This is a genomic window from Duodenibacillus massiliensis (assembly GCF_928721995.1).
Classification (GTDB): Bacteria; Pseudomonadota; Gammaproteobacteria; order Burkholderiales; family Burkholderiaceae_F; genus Duodenibacillus; species Duodenibacillus massiliensis.
In genome coordinates, this window is sequence record NZ_OV788642.1 from 1115732 (window position 1) to 1138736 (window position 23005).

Genomic DNA, 23005 nt, shown 5'->3' on the forward strand with positions numbered 1-23005 from the left:
AAAAACGAATCCGTTCTTACGTTTGTGTGCCGAAGCCCGCCAAAAAAGGCGCGCTCCGGCACAAGGTTGCCTGCGTAACGGGCTTATTAGTGACGGAAGTGACGTTCACCGGTAAAGACCATCACGATGCCGCGCTCATCGGCGGCGGCAATGACTTCGTCGTCACGGATCGAGCCGCCCGGCTGGATCACGCAGGTTGCGCCCTGATCAACGATCACATCGAGTCCGTCGCGGAACGGGAAGAAGGCGTCGCTCGCGGCGGCGCTCCCCGCCAGAGAAAGGCCTGACTCCTGCGCCTTAATGGCCGCAATGCGTGCGGAGTCCACGCGGCTCATCTGCCCCGCGCCCACACCGAGCGTCATGCCGTTATGCGCATAAACAATGGTGTTGGACTTCACAAAGCGCGCGATATTCCAGGCAAACATCATGTCGGCGATCTGCGCGGACGTGGGCTGCTTCTTTGTCACAACCTTGAGGTCAGACTCGCTGCAGAGCTGATTGTCCGGGGTCTGCACCAAGAGGCCCCCGCCCACACGCTTAAATTCGTAGTCGTTGTGCGCCGTCCCCGGGGCGACCGTGAGAAGCCGGAGGTTCTTTTTCACGGCGAAGGTGTCGCGGGCTTCAACAGTAAAGCTCGGGGCAATCACGACTTCGGCAAACTGCTTTACGACTTCAGAGGCCGTGGCGCCGTCCACTTCACGGTTAAAGGCGATGATGCCGCCGAACGCACTCTTGGGGTCGGTCTTAAAGGCCTTGAGATAGGCTTCATGGGCATCCACGCCGATCGCGGCGCCGCAGGGGTTGGCGTGCTTGATGATCACGCACGCGGGCGTCGTGAAGCTTCGCACCGCTTCCCAGGCCGCATCGCTGTCGGCGATGTTGTTGTAGGAGAGTTCCTTGCCCTGGAGCTGGCTGTAACCGGCCAAAAGCCCCGGAGCAATGAAATATTCGCGGTAAAACGCCGCCATCTGATGCGGATTTTCGCCGTAGCGCATATCCTGCACCTTCACCCACTGACGCGTGAAGACGTCCGGGAACTGCTTCGTCTTTTCGCGCTTTTCATCGAGGCTTGTGAGGTAGTTGGTGATTGCTGCATCGTACCGGGCGGTATGGGCAAAGACTTTCTTCGCAAGCGCCAGACGCATGTCGGCGTCGACCTCACCCTTCGTTTTAATGGCGTTTAAAACCTTGTCGTAATCCGTGGGATCAACGATCACGGTGACGGATTCGTGGTTCTTGGCGGCAGCGCGGATCATCGTGGGGCCGCCGATATCGATGTTTTCAACAGCAAGCTCAAACGTGCAGTCCGGACGCGCAATCGTCTGCTCAAAGGGATAGAGGTTCACGCAGACGATGTCGATCGTACCGATGTTGTGGTCTGCGAGAGCCTTCATGTGCTCGGGCACGCAGCGGCGTGCAAGAATCCCGGCGTGAATGTGCGGATCAAGCGTCTTCACGCGCCCGTCAAGCATCTCGGGAAACCCCGTGTAGTCGGCAACCTCACGGCAGGGGATGCCTTCTTTCTGCAAAAGCTTTGCGGTTCCGCCCGTGGAGAGAATCGAATACCCGAGCTCAACGAGCCCGCGGGCAAAGTCGGCGACACCGGCCTTATCCGAAACACTGATCAGTGCCTGTTTGGTCATGCTTTCATTTCCTTATAAAAAGCGTCAAATGACAAAAAACTAAAACGAAGAATCTTTTAAAAATCCGTGGAAAACCAGTTTTTTATGCAGCGTATTGCGGTTGATGCCGAGTAAAACCGCGGCTTTTTTCTGGTTTCCCTCACACTTATCCATTGCCCACTTCAAAAGCGGCCTCTCCGCAGCCGTCACAATCATTTCGTGCAGCGGCAGCCCCTTGTTGCCTTCCAGATCCCGAACGTAGGCTTCCACGCGCGCCACCACCATGCGGGCAAATTCCTCGGCGAGTTCCCGGGAATTAAGCCGCGCACGCAGCTGCGCAAGGCGCCGGGCTTCCGCCTCTTCTGCCGTCAGCCCCGTATTGTCGTTGATTTTTTCGTTTGTCAGGCTCTGCATATCGAAAAATTTGTTTCAAACCAAGTTTTAACGGCGCGCGTCAGTTCCGCGGCATCATCGATTCTTACAAAGGCACGGGCGGCCTCAGCTCCGCCCGCCAGCCGCTTTAAGTACTGCGGGATGTGCTTGCGGAAGCTCCTTAAAACAAAAAGGGCGTTGTCTTCTGCTGCTCCCGCCGTGTGAAGCGCAAGGTGCTGCAAAAGGACGTCCTCCACAGCCTTTGCATCGGGCTCGCCGGGGTCGGAACCGCCCGCCAGAAGCGCTTTCGTGCGGGCAAAAATCCAGGGGTTACCCAAGGCCGCCCGACCGATCATGACGCCTGCAACAGGCAGGGTTTTGAGTAAATGAAGGACTTTTTGCGGTGTGTCGGCGTCGCCGTTGACGATCACGGGAATACGCACGCTTTGGACAACACGCCGCACGGTCTCATATTCGGCCGTGCCGGTGAAGCGCTGCGCGCGGGTTCTGCCGTGCACGGTGAGCATCCGGGCGCCTTCTGCCTCAAAGGCCGCAGCCAGTTCCACAGCGTTTTTGTGCGCCTCGTCCCAGCCGGTGCGCATTTTGACGGTCACGGGAATGTCAACTGCCTGCACCACCGCGCGGACAATGGCGGTTGCTGTTTCCGGATACTGCATAAGGGCCGATCCGCAGGCCTTGCCGCAGACCATGCGCGCGGGACACCCGAAATTGATGTCAACGGCTTTCGCGCCCGCCGCTTCGGCGTACTGCGCGGCGTCAGCCATTTCTGAGGGATCAGCCCCGAGAATCTGAATGACGGGAAAGGGATCGTCGGGATCAACCCGCCAGCGCCCGGCGCTTTTGCGGGTGTCTCTGAGCCGCTCTTCACTGGCGACCATTTCCCCCACCGTAAGCCCCGCGCCCATCTCCCGGCAGATACGGCGAAACGCCGCATCGGTGACACCCGCCATCGGAGCGAGAACCACCGGAACATCAGCAACAAAAGTACCGATCTGCATGGGAAAACGAAAACCGTCAGCGTCTGTCAGAGAAGATTGTTCATTGTAAAGGATAGTGCTTGGCCGTGCCTAAAAATCAGGCACGAAATTTCGGGCGGGCACATGTTAAGAAAGCGCTTTTGTCACAACGGCTGCCGTCGTACGCAAAACGCCCGCCTTGCTGAGTGCCGTGTAAGCCGCCGCAAGGCTCCCGTTTGTGTCAATCGCGCGCGAAGCGTCTTCAATAAGCGCCGTCTTAAAGCCTGCCGCGGCCGCGTCAAGCGCCGTCCACGTGACACAGAAGTCGGTGGCAAGCCCGCAGACAAAAACGTCGGTCACGCAGCGCTCCCGCAAGTAGCCCGCAAGGCCCGTAACGGTTTTACGGTCGGCAGCCAAAAACCCTGAATAGCTGTCGCAGTCTTTTTCGCGGCCCTTGCGGATCACGGCGTCCGCAAGGGCCGTCTTAAGCCCCGCGGCAAAGGCGGCACCTTCGCTTCCCGCCACACAATGCTGCGGCCACAGTACCTGCGTGCCGTAAGGCATTTCAATTGTTTCAAAGGGGGCTTTTCCGGGGTGCTCAGAAGCAAAACTCGCGTGATCTGCCGGATGCCAGTCGGCAGTTAAAACCACAGTGTCAAAAAGGGGCATCAGGGCGTTTACGGGTGCCACAACCGCGTCGCCCTCTGCAACCGCCAAGGCTCCGCCCGGCAGAAAGTCGTTCTGAATATCGACCACAATGAGTGCGTTTGCCATTCTTTCCACCTTTTGTTCAGCTGTCTCAGAGATCAAACCCTGCTTCGGCGCATTCCCGGATGAGTTTTTCGGCAATCTTCGCCGCAGGCAGCGCCCGCGCTTCACACGCTCCCTGTCCGCAGGCAAATTCCATCAGATCATCCCGATTCTCCCGCCGTGCCGCAACTTCCACGGGCCGCATGACAGAGAGCTGCGCGGGATAAGCCGCACGGTCAGCCCGGGCCTCCTCGGCTGCTTCGATAAGGCCGTTTGCGATCACACGGGTCAGTCTCCCCGACGTGACGCGCGTGAGCCTCGTTGTGCTGTCGGAAGCAAACTGAAGCGCCCGCTTGTGTGCGGGATGTGCGCCGCTTTCGGGAGCCGCAAGAAACACCGTGCCCGCCTGCACGGCCCCGGCCCCGAGCATGAGCGCCGCCGCAGCCTGCCGGCCCGTCATGATGCCGCCGGAAGCCGCAACGGGAACATTACTCACGCGTGCCGCCGGGCCTATGAGGCTCATGAGCCCCACCTGCGCTTCGGTGTCGGCCACTTCAAAATTGAGCCTTGGTCCGCCCGCTTCAATGCCCTGCACCACGATGCAGTGAGCCTGAGCCGAGCGCATCACCTTCACTTCCCTTAAGGTTGTCGCGGCCGCAATCATGCGGATGCCGGCAGCTGTGAGCTTTTCAGCATAGACCTCGCGTAAGCCCCCGAAGGTAACCGACACCGCAGGAACCTTCAGTGCAATCAAAACGTCAAGCTGCTTTTCAAAGTCAGGAAGCGAAAACCGAACCCCTGCGCAGCCGAGATCAGCTTTTAAAGCCTCAAGCGCTTCTTCGGTTTCCGCTACTCCTTTTTCGTCAAACGCGCCGCGCGCGGGCGAGCGGACATTGACGGCAAAGGGCCGGTCCGTAAGGCCCCGCAGTTCTTTAACGGCCGCCGCCGTTTCCTCAGGCGTCATAAAGTCAGCCGCCAGGATCCCGAGCCCCCCGGCGTTACTCACCGCCGCCGCGAGCGCTGGCCCGGCAATATCAGCCATCGGCGCATTCATCAGGGCGTGCGCCACCCCGAAGGTTTCACGAAACTGTGCCGTCTCAGGCGTCAAAAGCAATGTCATTCGTCAAAAAGATGAAAAGGAGTTGTGCGGTTTTCTTCACAAAGCGCTTCGTACTGCGCGGCCGACCCGATATTGCCCCAGAATCCGTCCCAAACCTCGGCGCGCACGCGCGCCTTCTGCCAGATCCAGGGGAAAAGTTTGGCGGCAACGGGTCTGACGTTAACGAAAATTTTGGGCGACACCACCATGATGCAGCCGTAGGTATGAGGCCCCGCGCCCGGACGCACCGTGCCGTCAGCGGCGACCGTCATGTCACCCCTGACATGAAACCCGGGATTGGGAACCGCCACCATAAAGGCGTCGTAGTCGCCCGCCTCAATCTCAACGGCTTTTGCATTGAGCCTTTCCATCGGGTAGTCGTGCACGACGTCACCCGCGACCGCGACAAAAGGCGTCACGCCGTCGGTTAACAGGGGAAGCGCTTTGGCAATCCCCCCGCGGGTTTCAAGCGCGTCCGTTTCCTTATCGCCCTCGCGGCTGATTTTCATCGTGATGCCGCGCGCGGCATACGCTTCGGGCATCGGCTCAAAGGCGTCGGCAAGGTATGCGGTATTCACGACGAGATCGGTGATGCCCGCCTTTTTCAGCCCCGAAATCTGCCAGTCCCAGAGCCGGTACTTTCCGACGGGCAACAAGGGCTTCGGTACCCAGTCGGTGTGCGGCCTTAGGCGGCTGCCGCGTCCCGCGGCAAAAATCAGTGCCCGCATCTCAGTATGTGTACCCCTGAATAAGTTTTTCTTCTTCAAAGCAGTCCAAGAGCCAGTTAAGGGGCTTTAATTCATCGTAGCGGTTCGCAGTCTGCCGCACATAGCGCACAAACCGCGGCGTATCGGCGATGTACTTTTCCCGTCCGTCCCGGTACTTGGTGCGCGCGAAAATCCCGAGAACCTTTAAGTGACGCTGAATCCCGGCCCACTCCACGTCGTGCCAGAAGCTGCCGAAATCCTTCGGAACAGGGATTCCTGCCTTACGGGCCTTTTCCCAGTAGCGGATCGTGATATCGAGCACAAACTCTTCGTCCCAGCTTACAAAGGCGTCACGCATCAGACTTGCGATGTCGTAACTTACGTGCCCGTAAAGCGCATCCTGAAAGTCAAGTACGCCGGGAAGCGGGTCACTTACCATGAGGTTGCGCGGCATGAAGTCGCGGTGCACGAAGACGCGGGCTTCCGCAAGGTTGTTGGCAATGATTTTGTCAAAGACCGCCTCAATCACCGCCGTCTGCTTTTCGCTCATCGTGAACTTGCGGTGTTTGGCAACGTACCACTCGTTAAAGAGATGGATTTCGCGGGAAAGAACAGCCTTATCGTATTCCGGCAGCACACCCGGGCGGCTTGCCGCCTGCCACTGCACCAGAGCGTCGGTTGCGGCATCAAAAAGCGCCGGCGCGTTTTTCTCATCAAGCACATTTAAAAACGTCTCGCGCCCGAGGTCATTCATGAGAATAAAGCCCTGCGCTTCATCCGTTTCAAAGAGCTGCGGGACGTTGAGGCCCGCGGCCTGCATCAGGCCTTCAATCCGGACAAAGGGGGCAATGGGTTCTTTAGCGGGCGGCGCGTCCATCACAATGAACGTTTTGCCGTCTTTGCCGCTCACTCGGAAGTAGCGCCTGAAACTCGCGTCAACGCTTGCCGGGGCAATCGATTCCGTATCAATGCCGTAGGCCGCATCAAGGCCCCTGAGCCACTTAACCGCGCACGCCAGACGCGCATCACCCTTTGCCGTATCGCTCATAAACCCAACTTTGTCAGATAGAAAGAAGACCGACCCCCCTATAATCACAGGATCGGTTTTGGAATCCAACACTATAAAGCCTCATGCCCCGGAATACTTCGCATCCGCGTTTTCTGACGCTTGCCGCCGCCGTTTCGTGCGCACTTGCCGCACCCTGCCTTTACGCACAGGACGTCTCCGGCGAGAAACTCGCGCTTGAGTCTGAAAGCCGTCTCAATGACGACGCCGCGCTTTTAGAAAAAGGCGCAAGCATTGTCTCGGCCGAAGTGATTGAAGGGTCGCCTCAGACCGAGCTCGTTTTGTCCGGCAACGCCGAGGTGCGCCACGCCGGCAGTGTCGTCAAAGCCGACCGCATCACCTACACGCAGGCTACCGGTGAAGTCGCGGCCGAAGGTAACGCGCTCGTTGCCCGCAAGGGTTCGAGCGTCAAAGCCCCGAAACTCACCTATCAGCTCGACAACGAAACCGGGGAAGCCCAAAACGCCGAGTACGAATATGCCCCGAGGCGCTTAAGAGCCGAAGCCGGCTGCATCCGGCTTAAGACCGACGACATCACCGAACTCACGGACGTGCTTCTTACCACCTGTCCCAAGGGCGACGACAGCTGGTGGATCACGATGAACGAGGTGAGTCTGGATGAATATGCCCAGCAGGGTACCGGCACGGGCGCCGTGCTCCACCTGGGGGGCATTCCGGTTCTGGGCACCCCCTGGTTTTCCTTTCCCATGACGCAGGAGCGCAAAAGCGGACTTTTGACGCCCACGCTCGGCATGAGTTCCTCCCGCGGGCTTGACCTCTCACTGCCCTACTACTTTAATATCGCGCCCAATTACGACCTCACGCTCACGCCGCGGGTGATGAGTAAGCGCGGCGTGGGGCTGGGTTCTGAGGTGCGGTTTAAACAGCGCTTTGTCGAAGGAACCCTCGCGGGCGAATACATGCCGCAGGACCGTGAGCGCGATGAAAAGCGCTGGGGCATCACCGCCGACGTGCGCGGCGCCTGGCAGGGCTTTACCTACGGCGTGAACTACAACCGTGTGAGCGACAAGGACTATCCCGATGACTTCGCGGGCGGCATCCGCTCCGCAACCGAAGATCTTCTCGCGCAGGACTATTGGCTCACCTATTCGGGGAGCTGGTGGAACGCCGCACTCAGAGTCAATCAGCATCAGGCCCTTGAGATTCTCGCCTACGACCGCCCCTACGAGCGCGTCCCGCAGCTCACATGGAACGCCTACCTTTCTGACGCCGCCGGGTTTGAACTCACGACAACCCTTGACGCCACGCGTTTTAAGCATGTTCTAGGCAACCGCTGGTACAACAACAACGATGTGGAGCACTTCTCCGACGGTGACCGCCTTGTGGTAAGCCAGAAGATTGCCTATCCGCTGCATGGAGCCGGCTGGTTCATTAAGCCGCAGGCCGAACTCATCGGCACCTGGTATTCGCTTGACACGCCCTACAGCCGCGAGTTCGGCGAAACCAGCATCTCGCGCACGGTTCCGGTGTTTTCGGTGGATTCGGGCCTTATTTTTGAAAAGAACATGTCGCTTTTCGGACGCGACACGGTGCAGACCCTGGAGCCCCGGCTCTTTTACGCCTACATTCCCGAGCGCGACCAAAGCGAGATTCCGCTTTTTGACACGGACGTGATTGACGCCGGCTTTGCCCAGCTTTTTAACGCCAACGAATATGCGGGCTGGGACCGTGTGGGCGAAACCAATCAGGTCTCCGCCGCCGTCACAACGCGCTTTATTGATTCGGAAACAGGTCTCGAGTGGTTTAAGGCGGGCCTCGGGCAGCGCTACTACTTTAACGATCAGCGCACCGCAATTGACGGCACGCGCATCCGAATGGACGACAGTAAGGGCGACCTTCTCGCAACCGTTGGAGCGCGCCTTACGCGCAACATCAATGCAAGTGCCTACGCGCAGTACTCCTACGACAGAAGTAAGCTTGAACGCGCCAACGCGGGCGTGCGCTGGCAGCCCAAACCCATGTCGGTGATGGGGCTTTACTACCGCTACAACCGCGCAAGCTACAACGACCTTCTCGCAGGCCGCTACAACCGCATTCAGTACAACCATGACGGGTACGACGAGGACAAGTACATCCGCCAGGTCGATTTCTCGATGCAGTGGCCCTTATCGGAGCGCTGGTATATTCTCACGCGCCAGAACTACTCCTTTGATCACGGCAAGTTCATCGAAAGCCTTGTGGGCTTTGAACACCGCGCCGACTGCTGGACGGTGCGCGCGGTGGCACAGCGCTACACCTCGAGCAACGACTCCCGTGAAACGAATTTTTACTTACAGCTCGAACTGACTGGTTTAGGCTCCATCGGCAGCAGCCCGCTTGAAGCGCTCACGCGCGGCATCCGCGGCTACCAGACGCAGAGTCCTATTCCTTCAACCGTCGGAACCTATGACTATTACCAGTAAACTGATCCTTGCGGCCGTGGCCGCAGCCCTCACGGGCACCTTTGCCCTGCAGGCTCAGACCATTACCGAAACGACCGAACCTGTGACCGCAGGGGAAGTGACGATCGATCCGGACGCCAATTACCGGCCGCTTGACCGCATCGTTGCGGTGGTCAACAACGACGTCATCACCGAGTTTGAACTGCAAAACCGCGTGCGTCAGGTTGCCGTCAACCTGCGCCGCCAAAATATTGAGCTCCCGCCGATGCCGCAGCTCAGAGCGCAGGTGTTGGACCGCCTCATCACGGAAAAGGCCATGCAGCAGAGAGCGCGCGAAATCGGCGTGCGTGTGGACGAGCAGATGGTGACGGCTTCGATTGAACAGATCGCCCGCAACAACAAGCTCACCACGGACGAACTCAGAAGCCGCCTGCGCGACGAAGGTGTGTCCTGGTCTGCTTTCCGCAGCCAGATCCGCGATGAAATCACGCAGCAGCGGCTGCGCGAGCGGGAAGTTGACTCCAAGATCAACATTCCGGAAAGCGAAGTGGACGCGTATCTCGCCGAACAGGCGGGCTTTACGGGCAGCGACACGATGGAATACCGCGTGGAGCATATCCTGCTGCCCCTGCCCGCCGACGGCATTGAAAGCGAGGAAGGGCGCAAAGTAAAGGCGCTTGCTGAAGACATCCTTGAGCGCGTGCAAAAGGGCGAGGACTTTGCAAAGCTTGCTGCCGCCTATTCCAAGGCGTCCGATGCGATGGAAGGCGGGGACCTCGGCTGGCGCGACTCCACCCGTCTGCCCTCCGTTTTCTGGCAGGCCATCAAAAATAATGCAAAAACCGGCTACAGCACACTGATTGAAGGCGACAGCTCCATTCACATCATCAAGCTTGCCGGCGAACGCGACGGCGTGAAGGCAAAACTGGCGGGTGCTCCGGTTGAGCAGACCCACGTGCGTCACATCCTGATGTTTGCTTCGGACCTGATGCCCGAAGCTCAGGTGGTGCGCCGCTTAAACGACATCAAGCAGCGCGTGCAAAAGGGTGAAGCTGACTTCGCCACCTTTGCCCGCTTAAATTCCGCGGATGCTTCCGCCACGCGCGGCGGTGACCTCGGGTGGCTCCTGCCCGGCGACACCGTCCCGGAATTTGAAGCGGCGATGAAAAACCTCAAGCCCGGTGAGATTTCCGATCCGGTTCGCTCGCCCTTCGGCTACCACCTCATCCAGGTGGTGGAACGCCGCACGCAGGTTGCTGACGCAACGCGCTCACGTCTGGCTGCCCGTCAGGCCCTGCGCGAAAAGAAACTCGCCGAAGCCGTTGCCACCTGGCAGCGCGAGCTGCACGACAAGGCTTACGTTGACATCCGCCGCGACAACCTTTAAGCCGTAAGGAGGGCTGACCTATGGTTTCACCCGTTGCGGTTACCACCGGAGAGCCCGCCGGCATCGGGCCGGAAGTGTCGGTAAAGGCGGCTTTTGCCGCCGACTTTCCCGTCACCCTGATCGGCGACGAACGGTTTCTGAGGGAAACGGCCGAAAAAGCCGGCCTTCCCTCAGCATTTCCCGCCAACGTCCGTTTTCACAATATCCCGCTTGCCGCCCCCGTGGTCCCGGGCAGGCTTGATGTGCGCAATGCCCCCTACGTTGTGGAGACACTGAAATGCGCCTGCGACGGCGCGTTAGCGGGGACCTTCAGCGCGGTCACCACCGGCCCCGTGCAAAAAAGCATCATTTCCGATTCCGGTCTTGAATTTACCGGGCACACCGAGTTTTTTGCCGGCAGAAGCCGCGTCAAGCGCGTTGTGATGATGCTCACGTCAAGCGAAAAGGCGGACGCCCTGCGCGTAGCGCTTGCGACAACGCACCTGCCGCTCGCAAAAGTTCCTGCCGCCATCACCGGGGAACTTTTAGACGACGTGATCGGCATTCTCGTGCGCGACCTCAGAGAGCGCTTCGGGATTTCCAGCCCCAAAATTGCGGTGACGGGATTAAACCCCCACGCAGGCGAATCCGGGCACATGGGCCGCGAAGAGATTGACGTCATCTCCCCGGCCATCGGCCGCGCGCAGCAAAAAGGTTTTTCCGTCACCGGGCCCTGGCCCGCGGACACCATTTTCGTACGCGAGCACGAAAGACACTACGACGCAATTCTCTGTATGTACCATGATCAGGGGCTGCCTGTACTGAAACGCGAAGGCTTCGGTCACGGCATTAACGTGACGCTGGGGCTGCCGTGGATCCGCACTTCGGTCGATCACGGAACGGCCCTTGATATCGCCGGGAAAAACATCGCCGACACCGGCAGCATGACCGCGGCCCTCGATTTGGCGCGTCAGATGGTGCGCCACGCCACAGGCGACTATTCGTTTTGATTTTTTAAAAGGTTACACGCCATGCAGATGCTGGAAGGACACCGCGCCCGCAAACGTTTCGGGCAGAATTTTCTGCACGACGAATACTGGATTTCAAGAATTGCGCGCGCTGTTGACGCGCAGCCCGGGGAATTCATCGTGGAAATCGGCCCGGGGCAGGCAGCGCTCACCCGTGAACTCGTGGGCGGCGCCGGACATGTGAACGCCGTGGAAATCGACCGCGACCTTGCTGCCTGGCTTAAAACCCAGTTTGCCGAAAGTGAACTCACGCTCATTGAGGCCGATGCGCTCACGCTTGACTGGACGGCCGTAGCCGGCGAAAAGCGCATGCGCGTTGTCGGAAACCTCCCCTACAACATCTCCTCGCCTCTGCTCTTTCACCTCATGAAGGCGGCTTCCTGCGTCATTGACCAGCACTTTATGCTGCAGCGCGAAGTGGTGGACCGCATGACGGCAGCTCCCGGCACCAAAACCTACGGCAGACTCTCGGTAATGCTGCAGTGGCGCTACAAGATGCATAAGCTCTTTGACGTGCCGCCCGGCGCCTTTACGCCCGCGCCCAAAGTCGTGAGTTCCGTCGTGCGCATGATTCCGCGAAGAGCCGAAGAAGTGCTCCCGGTGGACTTTGACATGCTCTCTTCGGTCGTTGCCAACGCCTTCGGACAGCGCCGAAAAACGCTCAGAAATGCGCTCTCAGTCCTTTTAACGGAAGAGGAAATCCGCGCGGCCGGCGTGGACCCCCAGGAGCGCGCCGAAAAGCTTCCGCTCATTCACTTTGTGAACCTTGCCAACAAGGCTTCTGAACTGAAGCGCAAACCCGTTATTCAGGGCGCTCAAGCCTCCGACGAATAACCCGACTTTTTTCCTTCAAACCCCAAAAGGAGCGTGCCGTGAGTGACAGACAACTTCCCAAAATCGTGGTTCTTGCAACCGGCGGCACCATTGTGAGTTCCGGCGCCTCCGCCGTACAGGTAACGGGCTACAGTATCGACAAAGTCCGCGTGGACGATATCCTCGCAACGGTCCCGGCACTTTCCGATATTGCCCGGATTGAAGCCGAACAGATCAGCAACATCGATTCGGGTTCCATGACCTCCGCCGTCTGGCTCAAACTGGCTTCACGCATTGAGGCGCTCGCTTCTGACCCCGACGTTGCCGGCTTTGTCGTCACGCACGGCACGGACACGATGGAAGAGACGGCGTTTTTCCTGCATCTGACGCTTCATACCGCCAAGCCCGTGGTCTTTACGGGCGCCATGCGCCCGGCCACCGCCGTGAGTGCCGACGGCCCCTTTAATCTCTATAACGCCGTGCGCGCGGCCGCAGCCCCGGAAAGTGCCGGCAAAGGCGTTTTAATCGTCTTTAACGACCGCATCTACTCCGCGCGCTTTGCCGCCAAACGCCACCCCACCAATCCGGATGCCTTCGGCGGGGGCGACTTCGGGGCCCTGGGCCTTATTGCCGGAAGCCACGTGGAATATCTGCAGACGCCCGTCAAAAAACATACCGTGCGAAGCGACTTTACGGTGCCTGCGGGACCGCTGCCGCGCGTGGATATCCTCACAAGCCACGCCGATGACGACGGTGTTTTAATCCGCGCCGCGGTCGAAGCCGGTGCCAGGGGCATTATTTACGCCGGCACCGGCAATGGCTCGGTGCATGAAGCCTCCGAACCCTGGCTTTTTGATGCCGCGGAAAAAGGGGTTCTCATTGTGCGGGCAAGCCGCACCGGCGACGGCATGACCACCGAAGGCCTTGCCAAGTGGCAGAAGGCCGGATTTATTCCGGCGGGAACGCTCTCAGCCCAAAAGGCTCGCATTCTGCTGCAGCTCATTCTCCTTGAGAGCCGCGACGCCAAAGTTGCGGCGGAGCTTTTCAGTGAGTACTGAGCGAAAAACCGCACAAAAAAGCCGGGCGCAAACCCGGCTCTGCAGCTTGCAGGCGGCCATTGCGGCCGCCTTTGCTTTAAAGCGTATCAGGCCAAACTTCTTTGGCAATTTCCACCACCAGGCGGACCTTGGCCCACTGGGCTTCCTCGGTGAGGATGTTGCCTTCTTCCGTGGAAGAAAAGCCGCACTGGGGCGACAACGCCAGCTGATTTAAGGGCACGTACTTCGTGGCTTCCTTAATGCGGGCCTTCACGGCTTCCTTATCCTCAAGCACCGGGAACTTCGAGGTGATAAGCCCCAGAACCACCGTCTGGTCCTTGATGAAGCGCAGCGGCTCAAAGCTCCCCGCGCGGTCCGTGTCGTATTCAAGGAAAAAGCCGTCCACACGGCAGTGCGAGAAGAGAATATCGGCCACCGGTTCGTAGCCCCCGGAAGAGAACCAGGTCGAGCGGAAGTTGCCGCGGCAGATGTGCATCGTGACGGTAAGATCCGCGGGCTTTTTGTCGAGAATCTTATTGATGCAGGCCACGTACAGGCGCCCGATGCGGTCCACGTCGATGCCTCGGTCGGCATAGGCCTTACGCTTTTCAGCCGAGCAAAATTCCCCCCAGCTCGTGTCGTCAAACTGCAGATACCGGCAGCCGCGCTCGTAGAGAGCGAGCATCGCGTCGGTCCAGGCCTGCGCAATGTCGTCAAACAGGCGCTCTTCGTTGTCCCGGTAGATATCGATCGGCTGATAGTCGGTCGCACGCACGCAGCAGATCAGGTGCAGCATCGAGGGCGACGGAATCGTGTACTTCACGGGCGTTGTGCCGGCGATTTTCTTCAGGCGGTCAAAGGCATCGAGAAACGGATGATTTTCCGGAAAACCGATGCGGCCGTCAATCACCACGGTCTCAGCCTTCGGCTGCTTTCCTTCAAAATGCACGGACCAAGCTTCGGCCTTGATGTGCTTGATGCCGGACAAAGCCGCAATGAAGTCAAGGTGCCAGAAGGAGCGGCGGAACTCGCCGTCGGTGACGGCCACAAGACCGTTTTGCTTTTCTTTTCTCACAAGATCGGCGATTTCACGGTCTTCCACGGCCGTGAGTTCATCACGGGTGATGACGCCGGCCGCAAAATCAGCGCGGGCTCTTTTGACGGCGTTGGTTCGCAGGAAGCTGCCGACCACGTCGGCACGGTACGGAGGATTAATGCGGCTCATGTTACGGGTTCCCATTTTTGTGTGTATCGGGCGTCCGGCACGAAAAAGGCCGGACAAGATGGCTGAGATTGTGCCATCACGCCCGCAAAGCCGCATCGGTAATACTGCAAAGGCTTAACGGAAAACGCGGGCCGGTCCCGAAGCGCTCAGAGCCGCTATGCCCCAGACAAGGACCGCGGCAACAAGCGAAAGTGAGGCCGCAAAAAAGCCCGAATACGTGTAAAGAACACTGAAAATCCAGGGTCCGAGCCCGGCAGCGAGGTACCCCACCCCCTGAGACACCGCAGAAATCTGCGCCATCTGCACGGGGCCGTGGCTTTTCATCGCCATCACGATAAGCGCAAAGGTAAACATCCCGCCCTGGGGGATGCCGGCCAGAAAGCAGCCCGGCCACACCCACCAGCCTCCGGCCTGCCAGCAGGCGATCCCGGCCAAAAACATCACGGTCATTAAAACCGCCGTGCGTTTTAAAGACCCGAGCCTGCGGATAATCGCATCAAGCCAGAGGCTCCCCGGAAGACTGCAGAACAAAAAGAAGGCGACCGCCAGTCCCGCCGCCGACGTCGTAAAACCGCGTTCGGTGAGCGCCGTCGGCAGCCACGCGCAGGTTGTGTAGACGGTAAGCGACTGCATGCCCATCGTGAGAATCACGGCCCAGGCGGCACCCGTTTTAATGAGCCTTACCATTCCGCCCTTGTCGGCAGCCGCGGCTTTCGCGGCGTCATCGGTCTTGACGCGCGGCCACAGGCAAAGGGCCGGAACAATGAACGCCAGCCACACAGCCATCACGGCAATGTGTGAATCCGCAAGGTGCGCCAAAGGGGCCGAGGTCCACGTGCCTATCGTGCCTGAAAGCCCCACCACAACGGTGTAAAGCCCCATCGCGCGCGCCGCCTTGTCCGGCGCCTGCGCCTTTAAAAGTACCGGCACAAGCACGTTTAAAAAGGCAATCCCGGCTCCCACAAACACGGTGCCCGCAAATAAAAGCGCCATGCTTTCGGTGACGCGGCAAAGCGTGCCGAGAAGCAGCAGCCCCAACGCCGCCGCAATCGTCTTATGCATGCCGATGCGCTCAGAAAGCGTCACGGCGGGAAACGAAAAAAGGCCGAACGCGAGAACCGGCAGGGCGTTTAAGACACCGAAAGCCTGATAGGAAAGCCCGAAGTCCCGCAAAACAACGTCAGCCGCAGGCCCCACGGAGGTTACGGGCCCCCGCATCGCAAAGGCCATCAGAAAAAGCGTGCACAGGGCAAGCGCTGATGTTGTGGAGCGGCGGGAGTCGGTCATAAAGGCTGGGCCAAAAGAGGGAGGCGGGAACTTACCGAAGCCGAATAACAAAAAAGCCCGCTTTTCAGCAGGCCTCATCAACGTCTCAAAAAGAGATCCGTGGTGGCTAGGGACGGAATCGAACCGCCGACACGCGGATTTTCAGTCCGCTGCTCTACCGACTGAGCTACCTAGCCGCCTCAGGAAGTTCGGAACTATACAGAGACTTAAACTGTTTTGCAAGTGCCGCAGAAAACATTTTTGCCTCCGCTCTCTTGAACAGGGTCCGAAAGCCTTCGGGATTCGGCTTTTGCGTATGGCATCCGAAAACTTAACATCCGCAGAGCATTTCTTAAGTTTTTCCAAATGTTTCCGCTCGTATAATCCGTGCTCCATGGAAAAAACGATAAAGTTTTGCCTGCCGGAACCCCAGCCGGCGGAGACAAAACACGGATGAACACTCATGCAGCTGCTTTGTCTTGGCCTGAATCACACCACAGCACCGCTTACGGTGCGTGAACGCGTTGCGTTCGGCCCCGATGAAATCGGGCCCAGCCTTCATGCGCTGCGCGACAGGCTCGCCGGCAGCGGTGAGGGCGCTCTGTCCGAAGCGATGATTCTTTCGACCTGCAACCGCACCGAAATCTACTGCGCTGCAGAAGACGCAGAAAAGGCCGCTCAGTCGCTCACGCACTTTATTGCCGAAACCAAAGCGGTGTCGCTTGCGCAGCTTGAGCCGCACCTTTACCGCTACACGCAGTGCGATGCCGCCCGCCACATTTTCCGCGTGGTCTGCGGCATTGACTCCATGGTGCTCGGTGAAACCCAGATCGTGGGACAGTTTAAAAAGGCCGTTGCAGCCGCCCGGGAAAACAAAACCCTCGGGCTCATGCTCAATCACCTCTTTCAGGAAGCATTCACAACCGCCAAAAACGTCCGTTCGCACACCGCCATCGGCTCCAATTCGGTGAGCCTTGCCGCAGCGGCCGTCCGGCTTTCCATGCGCCTTTTCGGATCGCTTGAAAAGGAGCGCATCCTTTACGTGGGCGCAGGCGAAATGATTGAACTCTGCGCCGCTCACTTCGGCGCACAACAGCCCGCCGCGATCACCGTTGCCAACCGCTCGATCGAGCGCGGCCAGGCGCTTGCCGCCCGCCATAACGGCACCGCCATGCGCCTGCAGGATCTGCCGGAGGTGATCGCCGACTACGACATCATTGTGTCGTGCACGGCCTCGGCGCTTCCCATCATCGGGCTCGGCATGATCGAGCGCGCCGTGAAAAAACGCAATCACCGTCCGATCTGCATCATTGATCTGGCGGTACCGCGCGACGTGGAACCCGAGATCGCACGCCTTGACGACGTCTACGTCTACACGATGGACGAATTGGGCGCCGTGGTGCAGTCCGGCAAAGAAAGCCGTCAGGCCGCCGTTATTCAGGCCGAAAGCTACATCAATAAGGCCGTTGAAGAATTTAACCGGTGGCTTGCGATGCGCGCGGTGGTTCCTTCCATCAGCCGCATCCGTGAACGCGCGGACTTTATCCGCCGTCAGGAGCTTGACCGGGCGCTTAAGGAAATTGCGGCCGGCAAAGACACCGCGAAGGTTTTGGACGACCTTTCCCTCTCGCTCACTCATAAGCTCATACACGATCCGACGGTTCTGATCCGTAACGCCGAAGGGCTCACGGACGTTGAGCGAGAGCACATCACCAACATCGTCGGGCGCTTCTACCGGCCGCGCACGGTTTAGCCGCTGCCGCCTTTTGCCGATCAGCCCGCTTAAAATGCGGGCTGCACTTTTTTCCACCCTGATTTATCGGATTTTTTGGCCATTATGAAAGACAGCATGCGCAGCAAGCTCGTCGGCCTGTGCCGGCGCCTTGAAGAAATTGACGCCATGTTGGCTGCGCCCGACGCCGCCGATGACATGAACCGCTTCCGTGCGCTCTCGCAGGAACGCGCCGAAATCGAACCGGTGACGGTCAAGATGCACGCCTATGAGCAGACCGAAGGCGACATTGAGGCGGCGCAGGAAATGGCAAACGAAGATCCGTCTTTTTCCGATGCCGCGCAGGAAGAAATCAAGGCCTGCAAGGCAAAACTCGAGGCCCTCGAAAAAGACCTCGAAGTGCTGCTCTTACCCAAGGACCCCAACGACAGCCGCAACATCTTTCTGGAAATCCGTGCGGGCACCGGTGGTGACGAATCCGCGCTTTTTGCCGGGGACCTTCTGCGCATGTACCTGCGCTACGCCGAACGTCAGGGCTGGCAGGTTGAGATTGTCAGTAAAAACGAAAGCGATTTGGGCGGCTACAAGGAAGTGATCTGCCGCGTGATCGGCGAAGGCGCCTATTCCCGCCTTAAGTTTGAGTCCGGCGGCCACCGCGTGCAGCGCGTGCCCGCCACCGAAGCCCAGGGCCGCATTCACACCTCGGCCTGCACGGTTGCGGTGCTCCCTGAGCTCGACGAAGTCCAGCAGGTGGAAATCAATCCCGCCGACCTTCGAATTGACGTCTACCGCGCCTCGGGCGCGGGCGGCCAGCACGTGCAGAAAACGGACTCGGCCGTGCGTATCACGCACCTTCCCACCGGCATAGTCGTGGAATGCCAGGACGAACGTAGCCAGCGCCAGAACAAAGACCGCGCCATGGCCGTGCTCGCGTCGCGCCTGTACGCCGCGGAAGTTGCCAAACAGCAGGCTGAGCAGGCCAGTACCCGCAAGAGTCTTGTGGGGTCCGGCGACCGCAGCGAACGCATCCGCACCTACAACTATCCCCAGGGGCGCGTGACCGACCACCGCATCAACCTCACGCTTTATAAGCTCGATGCGATCATGGACGGTGACCTTGAGGAAATCATTACGGCTTTGACCGCCGAACACCAGGCCGAGCAGCTTGCGCAGCTCGGTGAACACTAAATCCGCGGTTGACAGATGCCGGGCACGATTGACGCACTTTTAAGAGCCGCCGCCGGGAAAGTCTCCCGCTCTGAGGCACGGCTTTTATTGGCGCACGTCCTTCATAAGCCGGTGGAATACCTGATTGCGCACAATGCCGGCACGGTCGAAGCGCAAGCCTGCGAACGTTACAGGGCGGCGCTTGACGACGCTGCGCGCGGCAAACCCATTCCCTACATTCTGGGCCGTCAGGCCTTCTGGGGACGCGACTTTACGGTAACACCCGCCGTACTGATTCCGAGGCCCGATACCGAGACGCTTGTGGAAACGGTTTTAAATGCCGCCGAAGGTCGGGCCAAAACCGTTTTGGAACTCGGCACCGGCAGCGGCTGCATTGCGGTGACGCTCGCACTGGAAAATCCCCTTTTAACCGTCACCGCAACGGACGTCAGCAGCCAAGCCCTCACTGTGGCCCGCAGCAACGCCCAAAGGCTTGGCGCGCGTATTGCGTTTCGTGAAGGCTCCTGGTTTGACGCCGTGGCGCCTGAAGCCCGCTTTGACATCATCGCCTCAAATCCCCCGTACATTGCCGATGGCGACAGCCACCTGCCGGCCCTGTCTTTTGAGCCGACGGGCGCCTTAACCTCAGGCCCCGAGGGATTGGACGACATCCGCGTCATCGCGGATCAGGCACGCCGCCACCTCACCGACGGCGGTCTTTTAGCTTTTGAGCACGGGTTCGATCAGGGAAAAGCCGCACGAAAGCTCCTCGCTTCGCTCGGCTACACGGCTGTTGTTACCGTCAGGGATTTGGGCGGCAACGACCGTGTGACGAAAGGTCTCTTTTCCTGCTGATACCGCCTGCAACAAAGATGACGGCATTGTCATCACCGTCCCGCTACACTCTCCGGACAAAATGATTTCTTATTGGGAGAAAACCATGTCTTTATTGGATGTTGCACGCACCCGTTACACCACCAAGCACTACGACCCCGCAAAGCGCGTTTCTGACGCCGACTTTGCCGACCTGCTCGAAGTCCTGCGCCTTGCGCCCACGTCGGTAAACGCCCAGGCCACGCGCTACTTTGTCGCGGACAATGCCGCCGCCAAGGAAAAGATTCTGCCCGCGATTCTTGACTTCAACCGTCCGCGTGTCACCGAATCGAGCCACACGATCGTCTTTGCGGTAAAGGACCCCATCACCGATGCCGACTTTGAGGAAGTCCTTGCCAAGGAAGAAGCCGACGGGCGATTCCCGAACGCGGGGGCAAAGGCCGTTCAGGATCAGGGCCGCCGCTACTTTGCCGGGGTTTTTGCCAAGGCCCCGGGCGGCAGCTACGCCTGGACCGCGCGCCAGTCTTATATCGCGATGGGTTTTCTGCTTGCTGCGGCTGCTGAAAAAGGCATTGACTCCACGCCCATTGAGGGACTCGATACTGCCAAGCTCGATGAAATTCTGGGTCTCAGGGAAAAAGGCATGCGCTCCGTTGCCGTTGTAACGCTCGGCTACCGCTCGCCCAACGACGGTAACGCCCAGCGTCCGAAGTCCCGTCTTGCGCTTGACCGCATCGTCACGCGCCTCTAACCTCGATCTTTTGACCGTTTTGTGAGAGTTCCGCCATGCATATCCGTGACATCGTCAGACAGTGCGACGCGCTTTTACACCCTGAAAATTACCATGACTACGCCCCCAACGGCCTGCAGGTCATGGGAAGTGAGGAAGTAACACGCGTTGTGACCGGGGTTACGGCCTGCCTGGAACTCATTGACCGGGCGGCAGAACTTAACGCTCAGGCTATCCTCGTGCACCACGGGTGGTTCTGGAAACGGGAAGATCCCCGCATAGTGGGCGTCAAAGGCGCCCGCGTGCGCCGCCTCATTGAAAGCGGCATCAATCTGGTTGCCTACCATCTGCCCCTGGACGATCAGCCCAATTTCGGCAACAACGCCTTAATCGGCAAAGCCCTCGGATTTGAATGCACGGGCTCCTTCGGGGAAGACAACCTCGGGCGGCTCGGCACCACCCCTGACATCACGGTCCCTGAACTTACCGTCAAAATCACGGCGGAACTTGCCCGCACGCCGCTTGTGGTGGGACCGCAGGATAAGACCATCCGGCGCGTTGCCTGGTGCACGGGGGCTGCACAGGACATGATTGAAGCGGCCGCTGACGCGGGCTGCGACTGCTTTATCTCAGGCGAAATCTCTGAGCGCACCACGCACATCGCACGGGAAGCAGGCATCACCTACTTTGCCTGCGGCCACCACGCCACCGAGCGCTTCGGCATCCGCGCCCTGGGTGAAATTTTGTCGCAGGAAAGCGGCCTTGACGTCAGGTTCATTGACGTTGAAAACCCCATCTGACGAACTGGTTTTCCCGTAAAATCATAAATTTAGCGCAAACTCTGAGCTGAATTTTTACAAATTCGGTAAAATTTAAAGTTCGCCGTATCTGTCGGGCGGCCCAATGCATGCCGGCCCGATAAACTTTGTCCGGTCAGTTTTCAACGATCCGAGGTATTTCACCGATGATGGTTCTTTTTTCCGGCTCGACCTGCCCCTTCTCTCACCGCTGCCGTTTCGTTCTCTATGAAAAGGGCTGCGACTTTGAAGTTCAGGATGTCGATCTCTACAACAAACCGCCCGAAATCGATGCGATGAATCCGTACGGTGAGGTGCCGATTCTCGTTGAAAGAGACCTGACGCTTTATCAGGCCAACATCATTAATGAATACATCGACGAGCGCTTCCCGCATCCGCAACTGATGCCCGCCGATCCGATCATGCGTGCCCGCGCCCGCCTTTTCATCTACACGTTTGAACGCGAGCTCTTCAGCTTCGTGCGAGTGCTCGAAAACCGCGATGAAACGGAAAAACGCAAGAGCATTGCCCGCAACCAGATCAAGGAGCAGCTCATTCAGCTCTCTCCGGTTCTCGCCAAGAACAAGTTCCTGATGGGCGACGACTTCACAATGCTTGATGTGACGCTTGCTCCGCTGCTGTGGCGCCTCGGCTACTACGGCATTGAAATGCCCAAGGCTGCGGCACCGCTTCTGAAATACGCCGAAAGCATTTTTGCCCGCCCGGCCTTCATCGATTCGATGACGCCGTCGGAAAAGGTGATGCGCCGTTAACCGGCTGCCCTCAGTGAGGAGATTGCACCGTGGACCTCAAAGATCTTTTGATCCGCCCGCTTCAGTACTCTGAATTTAAGAGCTATCTGATTCAGGCCCTGCTGCAGTGGTACGAAGACGAGGGTTACACCCCGTACATGCTCGTGCACGTCGACGACGATACGGTCTGTCCGAAGGAGTTCGTGAATTCCGACGGCGCCATCGTTTTCTGCGTCTCCTCCGAGGCCACCCACAATCTGAGAATTGACTGTGACGAGATGACCTTTCAGGCGCGCTTCGGCGAGTCGGTGCAGAACATCCGCATTCCGATGAACCGCATCGCAGCGGTCTATCCGAAAGAAAACACGGATCTCGTAAGTTACTTCCCGGTGGAAAGCCTCAAGGACTTTAACGCCGACAAGTTCCGCAAGGACGAAACCGACGACATTCCGACCTTTACCAAACTCTGAACTTTCGGTAGAATCGCCCGCTCCCGCCCTAATAGCTCAGTTGGTAGAGCAATCGCCTTGTAAGCGATAGGTCGTCTGTTCGAGTCAGACTTGGGGCACCACAAATTCCAAAAAGCACGTCCTCTGCGGCGTGCTTTTTTGTTTTCCGGATCCAAAGCTATCGGATTCCGAGCTTCGGGTAAACACCGATTCTTCCCCGTTCTCTTTTTGACCTGTCTCACATAACATTGACGGCATGACAGCCCTGCTTCGTGCGAGCGTAATTTTGGGAGCTTTTCCTTCGGCAAGAGAGAGCCCTACAGTGCTGGGCGAAAGCCCGCCTGTCCCGCCCCGCCTTGAGCGGGGCATCTTATTTTTGGTTCAGTCGTATGTCCCTTAAAACACTCTGCACCGCGGGCGCCCTGGCGCTCTCCGTGCTCATTTCGCCTCCTGCTTCTGCGCAGCGTATTGCCGATATGCCTCAAAATCCTCAGACTATTTCCGCTCAGACCGCCCGTCAGATGATGACCGAGGCCAAAGACTACGTAATCCTTGACGTGAGAACGCCCGAGGAATACGACCGCGGCCATATTCCAGGCGCCAAAAACCTTCCGCTTGACGCGATTGAAGCGGGCAAAATCCCGGCTGAATTTGCCGCTAAGGACAAGAAGTACTTCGTCTACTGCAGAAGCGGCGTCAGAAGCGCCAAGGCGGCCGACGCCCTTGCCTCCTACGGCTACAAGGACATCCTCGACTTCGGCGGCATCATTGACTGGCCGTACGAAGTCATACGGTAATCCTTACTCTCGGGAAT

General features: G+C 58.8%; 22 protein-coding genes and 2 tRNA genes. 14 read left to right on the top strand and 10 right to left on the bottom strand.

Annotation, left to right across the window (positions count from 1 at the left end; all coding sequences use genetic code 11):
* Window positions 1-86: 86 nt before the first annotated feature.
* From purH to NXF97_RS05095, 7 genes are all read right to left on the bottom strand, one after another.
* Window positions 87-1643, bottom strand: a complete 1557-nt coding sequence (gene purH, locus NXF97_RS05065) for a bifunctional phosphoribosylaminoimidazolecarboxamide formyltransferase/IMP cyclohydrolase (RefSeq protein WP_022372896.1) — start codon at window positions 1641-1643, stop codon at window positions 87-89.
* Between the two features lie 39 nt (window positions 1644-1682).
* Complete coding sequence (locus NXF97_RS05070) at window positions 1683-2036, bottom strand: helix-turn-helix domain-containing protein (RefSeq protein WP_022372897.1); 354 nt, start codon at window positions 2034-2036, stop codon at window positions 1683-1685.
* A complete protein-coding gene (dusB, locus tag NXF97_RS05075) occupies window positions 2024-3013 on the bottom strand; it encodes a tRNA dihydrouridine synthase DusB (protein WP_274956676.1) in 990 nt (329 codons plus the stop codon). Before dusB ends, NXF97_RS05070 begins: the two co-directional genes overlap by 13 nt.
* A 105-nt stretch (window positions 3014-3118) precedes the next feature.
* Window positions 3119-3754 (bottom strand): bifunctional nicotinamidase/pyrazinamidase, encoded by a 636-nt coding sequence (pncA, locus tag NXF97_RS05080; protein WP_274956724.1) that lies wholly within the window; start codon window positions 3752-3754, stop codon window positions 3119-3121.
* A gap of 16 nt (window positions 3755-3770) precedes the next feature.
* Window positions 3771-4829, bottom strand: coding sequence for an NAD(P)H-dependent flavin oxidoreductase (locus NXF97_RS05085; protein ID WP_274956677.1), 1059 nt, complete (start codon window positions 4827-4829; stop codon window positions 3771-3773).
* Between the two features lie 8 nt (window positions 4830-4837).
* On the bottom strand, window positions 4838-5548 hold the full coding sequence (locus NXF97_RS05090) for a sugar phosphate nucleotidyltransferase (protein ID WP_274956678.1): 711 nt from the start codon (window positions 5546-5548) through the stop codon (window positions 4838-4840).
* Between the two features lies 1 nt (window position 5549).
* Window positions 5550-6575: an aminoglycoside phosphotransferase family protein gene (locus tag NXF97_RS05095; protein ID WP_274956679.1), complete on the bottom strand. Its 1026-nt coding sequence runs from the start codon at window positions 6573-6575 to the stop codon at window positions 5550-5552.
* 83 nt (window positions 6576-6658) lie between these two features.
* On the opposite strand from NXF97_RS05095, the gene NXF97_RS05100 reads away from it, so the two are divergent.
* The 5 genes from NXF97_RS05100 to NXF97_RS05120 are packed head-to-tail and all read left to right on the top strand — an operon-like array spanning window position 6659 to window position 13260.
* Window positions 6659-9016, top strand: coding sequence for an LPS-assembly protein LptD (locus NXF97_RS05100; protein WP_274956680.1), 2358 nt, complete (start codon window positions 6659-6661; stop codon window positions 9014-9016).
* Window positions 9000-10382, top strand: coding sequence for a peptidylprolyl isomerase (locus NXF97_RS05105; RefSeq protein ID WP_274956681.1), 1383 nt, complete (start codon window positions 9000-9002; stop codon window positions 10380-10382). Before NXF97_RS05100 ends, NXF97_RS05105 begins: the two co-directional genes overlap by 17 nt.
* 20 nt (window positions 10383-10402) lie before the next feature.
* A complete protein-coding gene (gene pdxA / locus NXF97_RS05110; protein WP_274956682.1) occupies window positions 10403-11371 on the top strand; it encodes a 4-hydroxythreonine-4-phosphate dehydrogenase PdxA in 969 nt (322 codons plus the stop codon).
* A 21-nt stretch (window positions 11372-11392) separates the two neighbouring features.
* Window positions 11393-12223: a 16S rRNA (adenine(1518)-N(6)/adenine(1519)-N(6))-dimethyltransferase RsmA gene (gene rsmA, locus NXF97_RS05115; RefSeq protein ID WP_074009688.1), complete on the top strand. Its 831-nt coding sequence runs from the start codon at window positions 11393-11395 to the stop codon at window positions 12221-12223.
* A gap of 38 nt (window positions 12224-12261) precedes the next feature.
* Window positions 12262-13260, top strand: coding sequence for an asparaginase (locus NXF97_RS05120; RefSeq protein ID WP_274956683.1), 999 nt, complete (start codon window positions 12262-12264; stop codon window positions 13258-13260).
* A gap of 76 nt (window positions 13261-13336) precedes the next feature.
* Here the strand turns inward: NXF97_RS05120 and NXF97_RS05125 are convergent, their stop codons facing one another.
* The 3 genes from NXF97_RS05125 to NXF97_RS05135 form a co-directional block, all read right to left on the bottom strand.
* The gene (locus tag NXF97_RS05125) at window positions 13337-14479 is read right to left on the bottom strand and encodes a 5-methyltetrahydropteroyltriglutamate--homocysteine S-methyltransferase (protein ID WP_274956684.1); all 1143 of its coding nucleotides are present in this window, start codon (window positions 14477-14479) and stop codon (window positions 13337-13339) included.
* Window positions 14480-14578: 99 nt separating this feature from the next.
* The gene (locus NXF97_RS05130) at window positions 14579-15751 is read right to left on the bottom strand and encodes a CynX/NimT family MFS transporter (RefSeq protein WP_274956685.1); all 1173 of its coding nucleotides are present in this window, start codon (window positions 15749-15751) and stop codon (window positions 14579-14581) included.
* A 100-nt stretch (window positions 15752-15851) separates the two neighbouring features.
* Window positions 15852-15927 (bottom strand) — tRNA-Phe (locus NXF97_RS05135).
* Window positions 15928-16193: 266 nt separating this feature from the next.
* Between NXF97_RS05135 and hemA the strand changes: the two genes are divergently transcribed.
* The 9 genes from hemA (at window position 16194) to NXF97_RS05180 (ending at window position 22988) form a co-directional block, all read left to right on the top strand.
* On the top strand, window positions 16194-17483 hold the full coding sequence (gene hemA / locus NXF97_RS05140; RefSeq protein ID WP_274956686.1) for a glutamyl-tRNA reductase: 1290 nt from the start codon (window positions 16194-16196) through the stop codon (window positions 17481-17483).
* An 84-nt stretch (window positions 17484-17567) separates the two neighbouring features.
* Window positions 17568-18650 carry a peptide chain release factor 1 gene (gene prfA, locus NXF97_RS05145; protein ID WP_274956687.1) on the top strand — a complete coding sequence of 361 codons (1083 nt, stop codon included), beginning with the start codon at window positions 17568-17570 and terminating at the stop codon, window positions 18648-18650.
* 15 nt (window positions 18651-18665) lie between these two features.
* Window positions 18666-19484 (top strand): peptide chain release factor N(5)-glutamine methyltransferase, encoded by an 819-nt coding sequence (gene prmC / locus NXF97_RS05150; protein WP_274956688.1) that lies wholly within the window; start codon window positions 18666-18668, stop codon window positions 19482-19484.
* Between the two features lie 85 nt (window positions 19485-19569).
* Complete coding sequence (locus NXF97_RS05155; RefSeq protein ID WP_022372912.1) at window positions 19570-20214, top strand: nitroreductase family protein; 645 nt, start codon at window positions 19570-19572, stop codon at window positions 20212-20214.
* A 35-nt stretch (window positions 20215-20249) separates the two neighbouring features.
* Window positions 20250-20993: a Nif3-like dinuclear metal center hexameric protein gene (locus tag NXF97_RS05160; protein WP_274956689.1), complete on the top strand. Its 744-nt coding sequence runs from the start codon at window positions 20250-20252 to the stop codon at window positions 20991-20993.
* Window positions 20994-21157: 164 nt separating this feature from the next.
* Window positions 21158-21763: a glutathione S-transferase N-terminal domain-containing protein gene (locus tag NXF97_RS05165; RefSeq protein ID WP_022372914.1), complete on the top strand. Its 606-nt coding sequence runs from the start codon at window positions 21158-21160 to the stop codon at window positions 21761-21763.
* 29 nt (window positions 21764-21792) lie between these two features.
* A complete protein-coding gene (locus NXF97_RS05170) occupies window positions 21793-22212 on the top strand; it encodes a stringent starvation protein B (RefSeq protein WP_274956690.1) in 420 nt (139 codons plus the stop codon).
* 25 nt (window positions 22213-22237) lie between these two features.
* Window positions 22238-22313: transfer RNA gene (locus NXF97_RS05175), tRNA-Thr, on the top strand.
* Window positions 22314-22580: 267 nt separating this feature from the next.
* The gene (locus tag NXF97_RS05180; protein WP_274956691.1) at window positions 22581-22988 is read left to right on the top strand and encodes a rhodanese-like domain-containing protein; all 408 of its coding nucleotides are present in this window, start codon (window positions 22581-22583) and stop codon (window positions 22986-22988) included.
* Window positions 22989-23005: the final 17 nt, after the last annotated feature.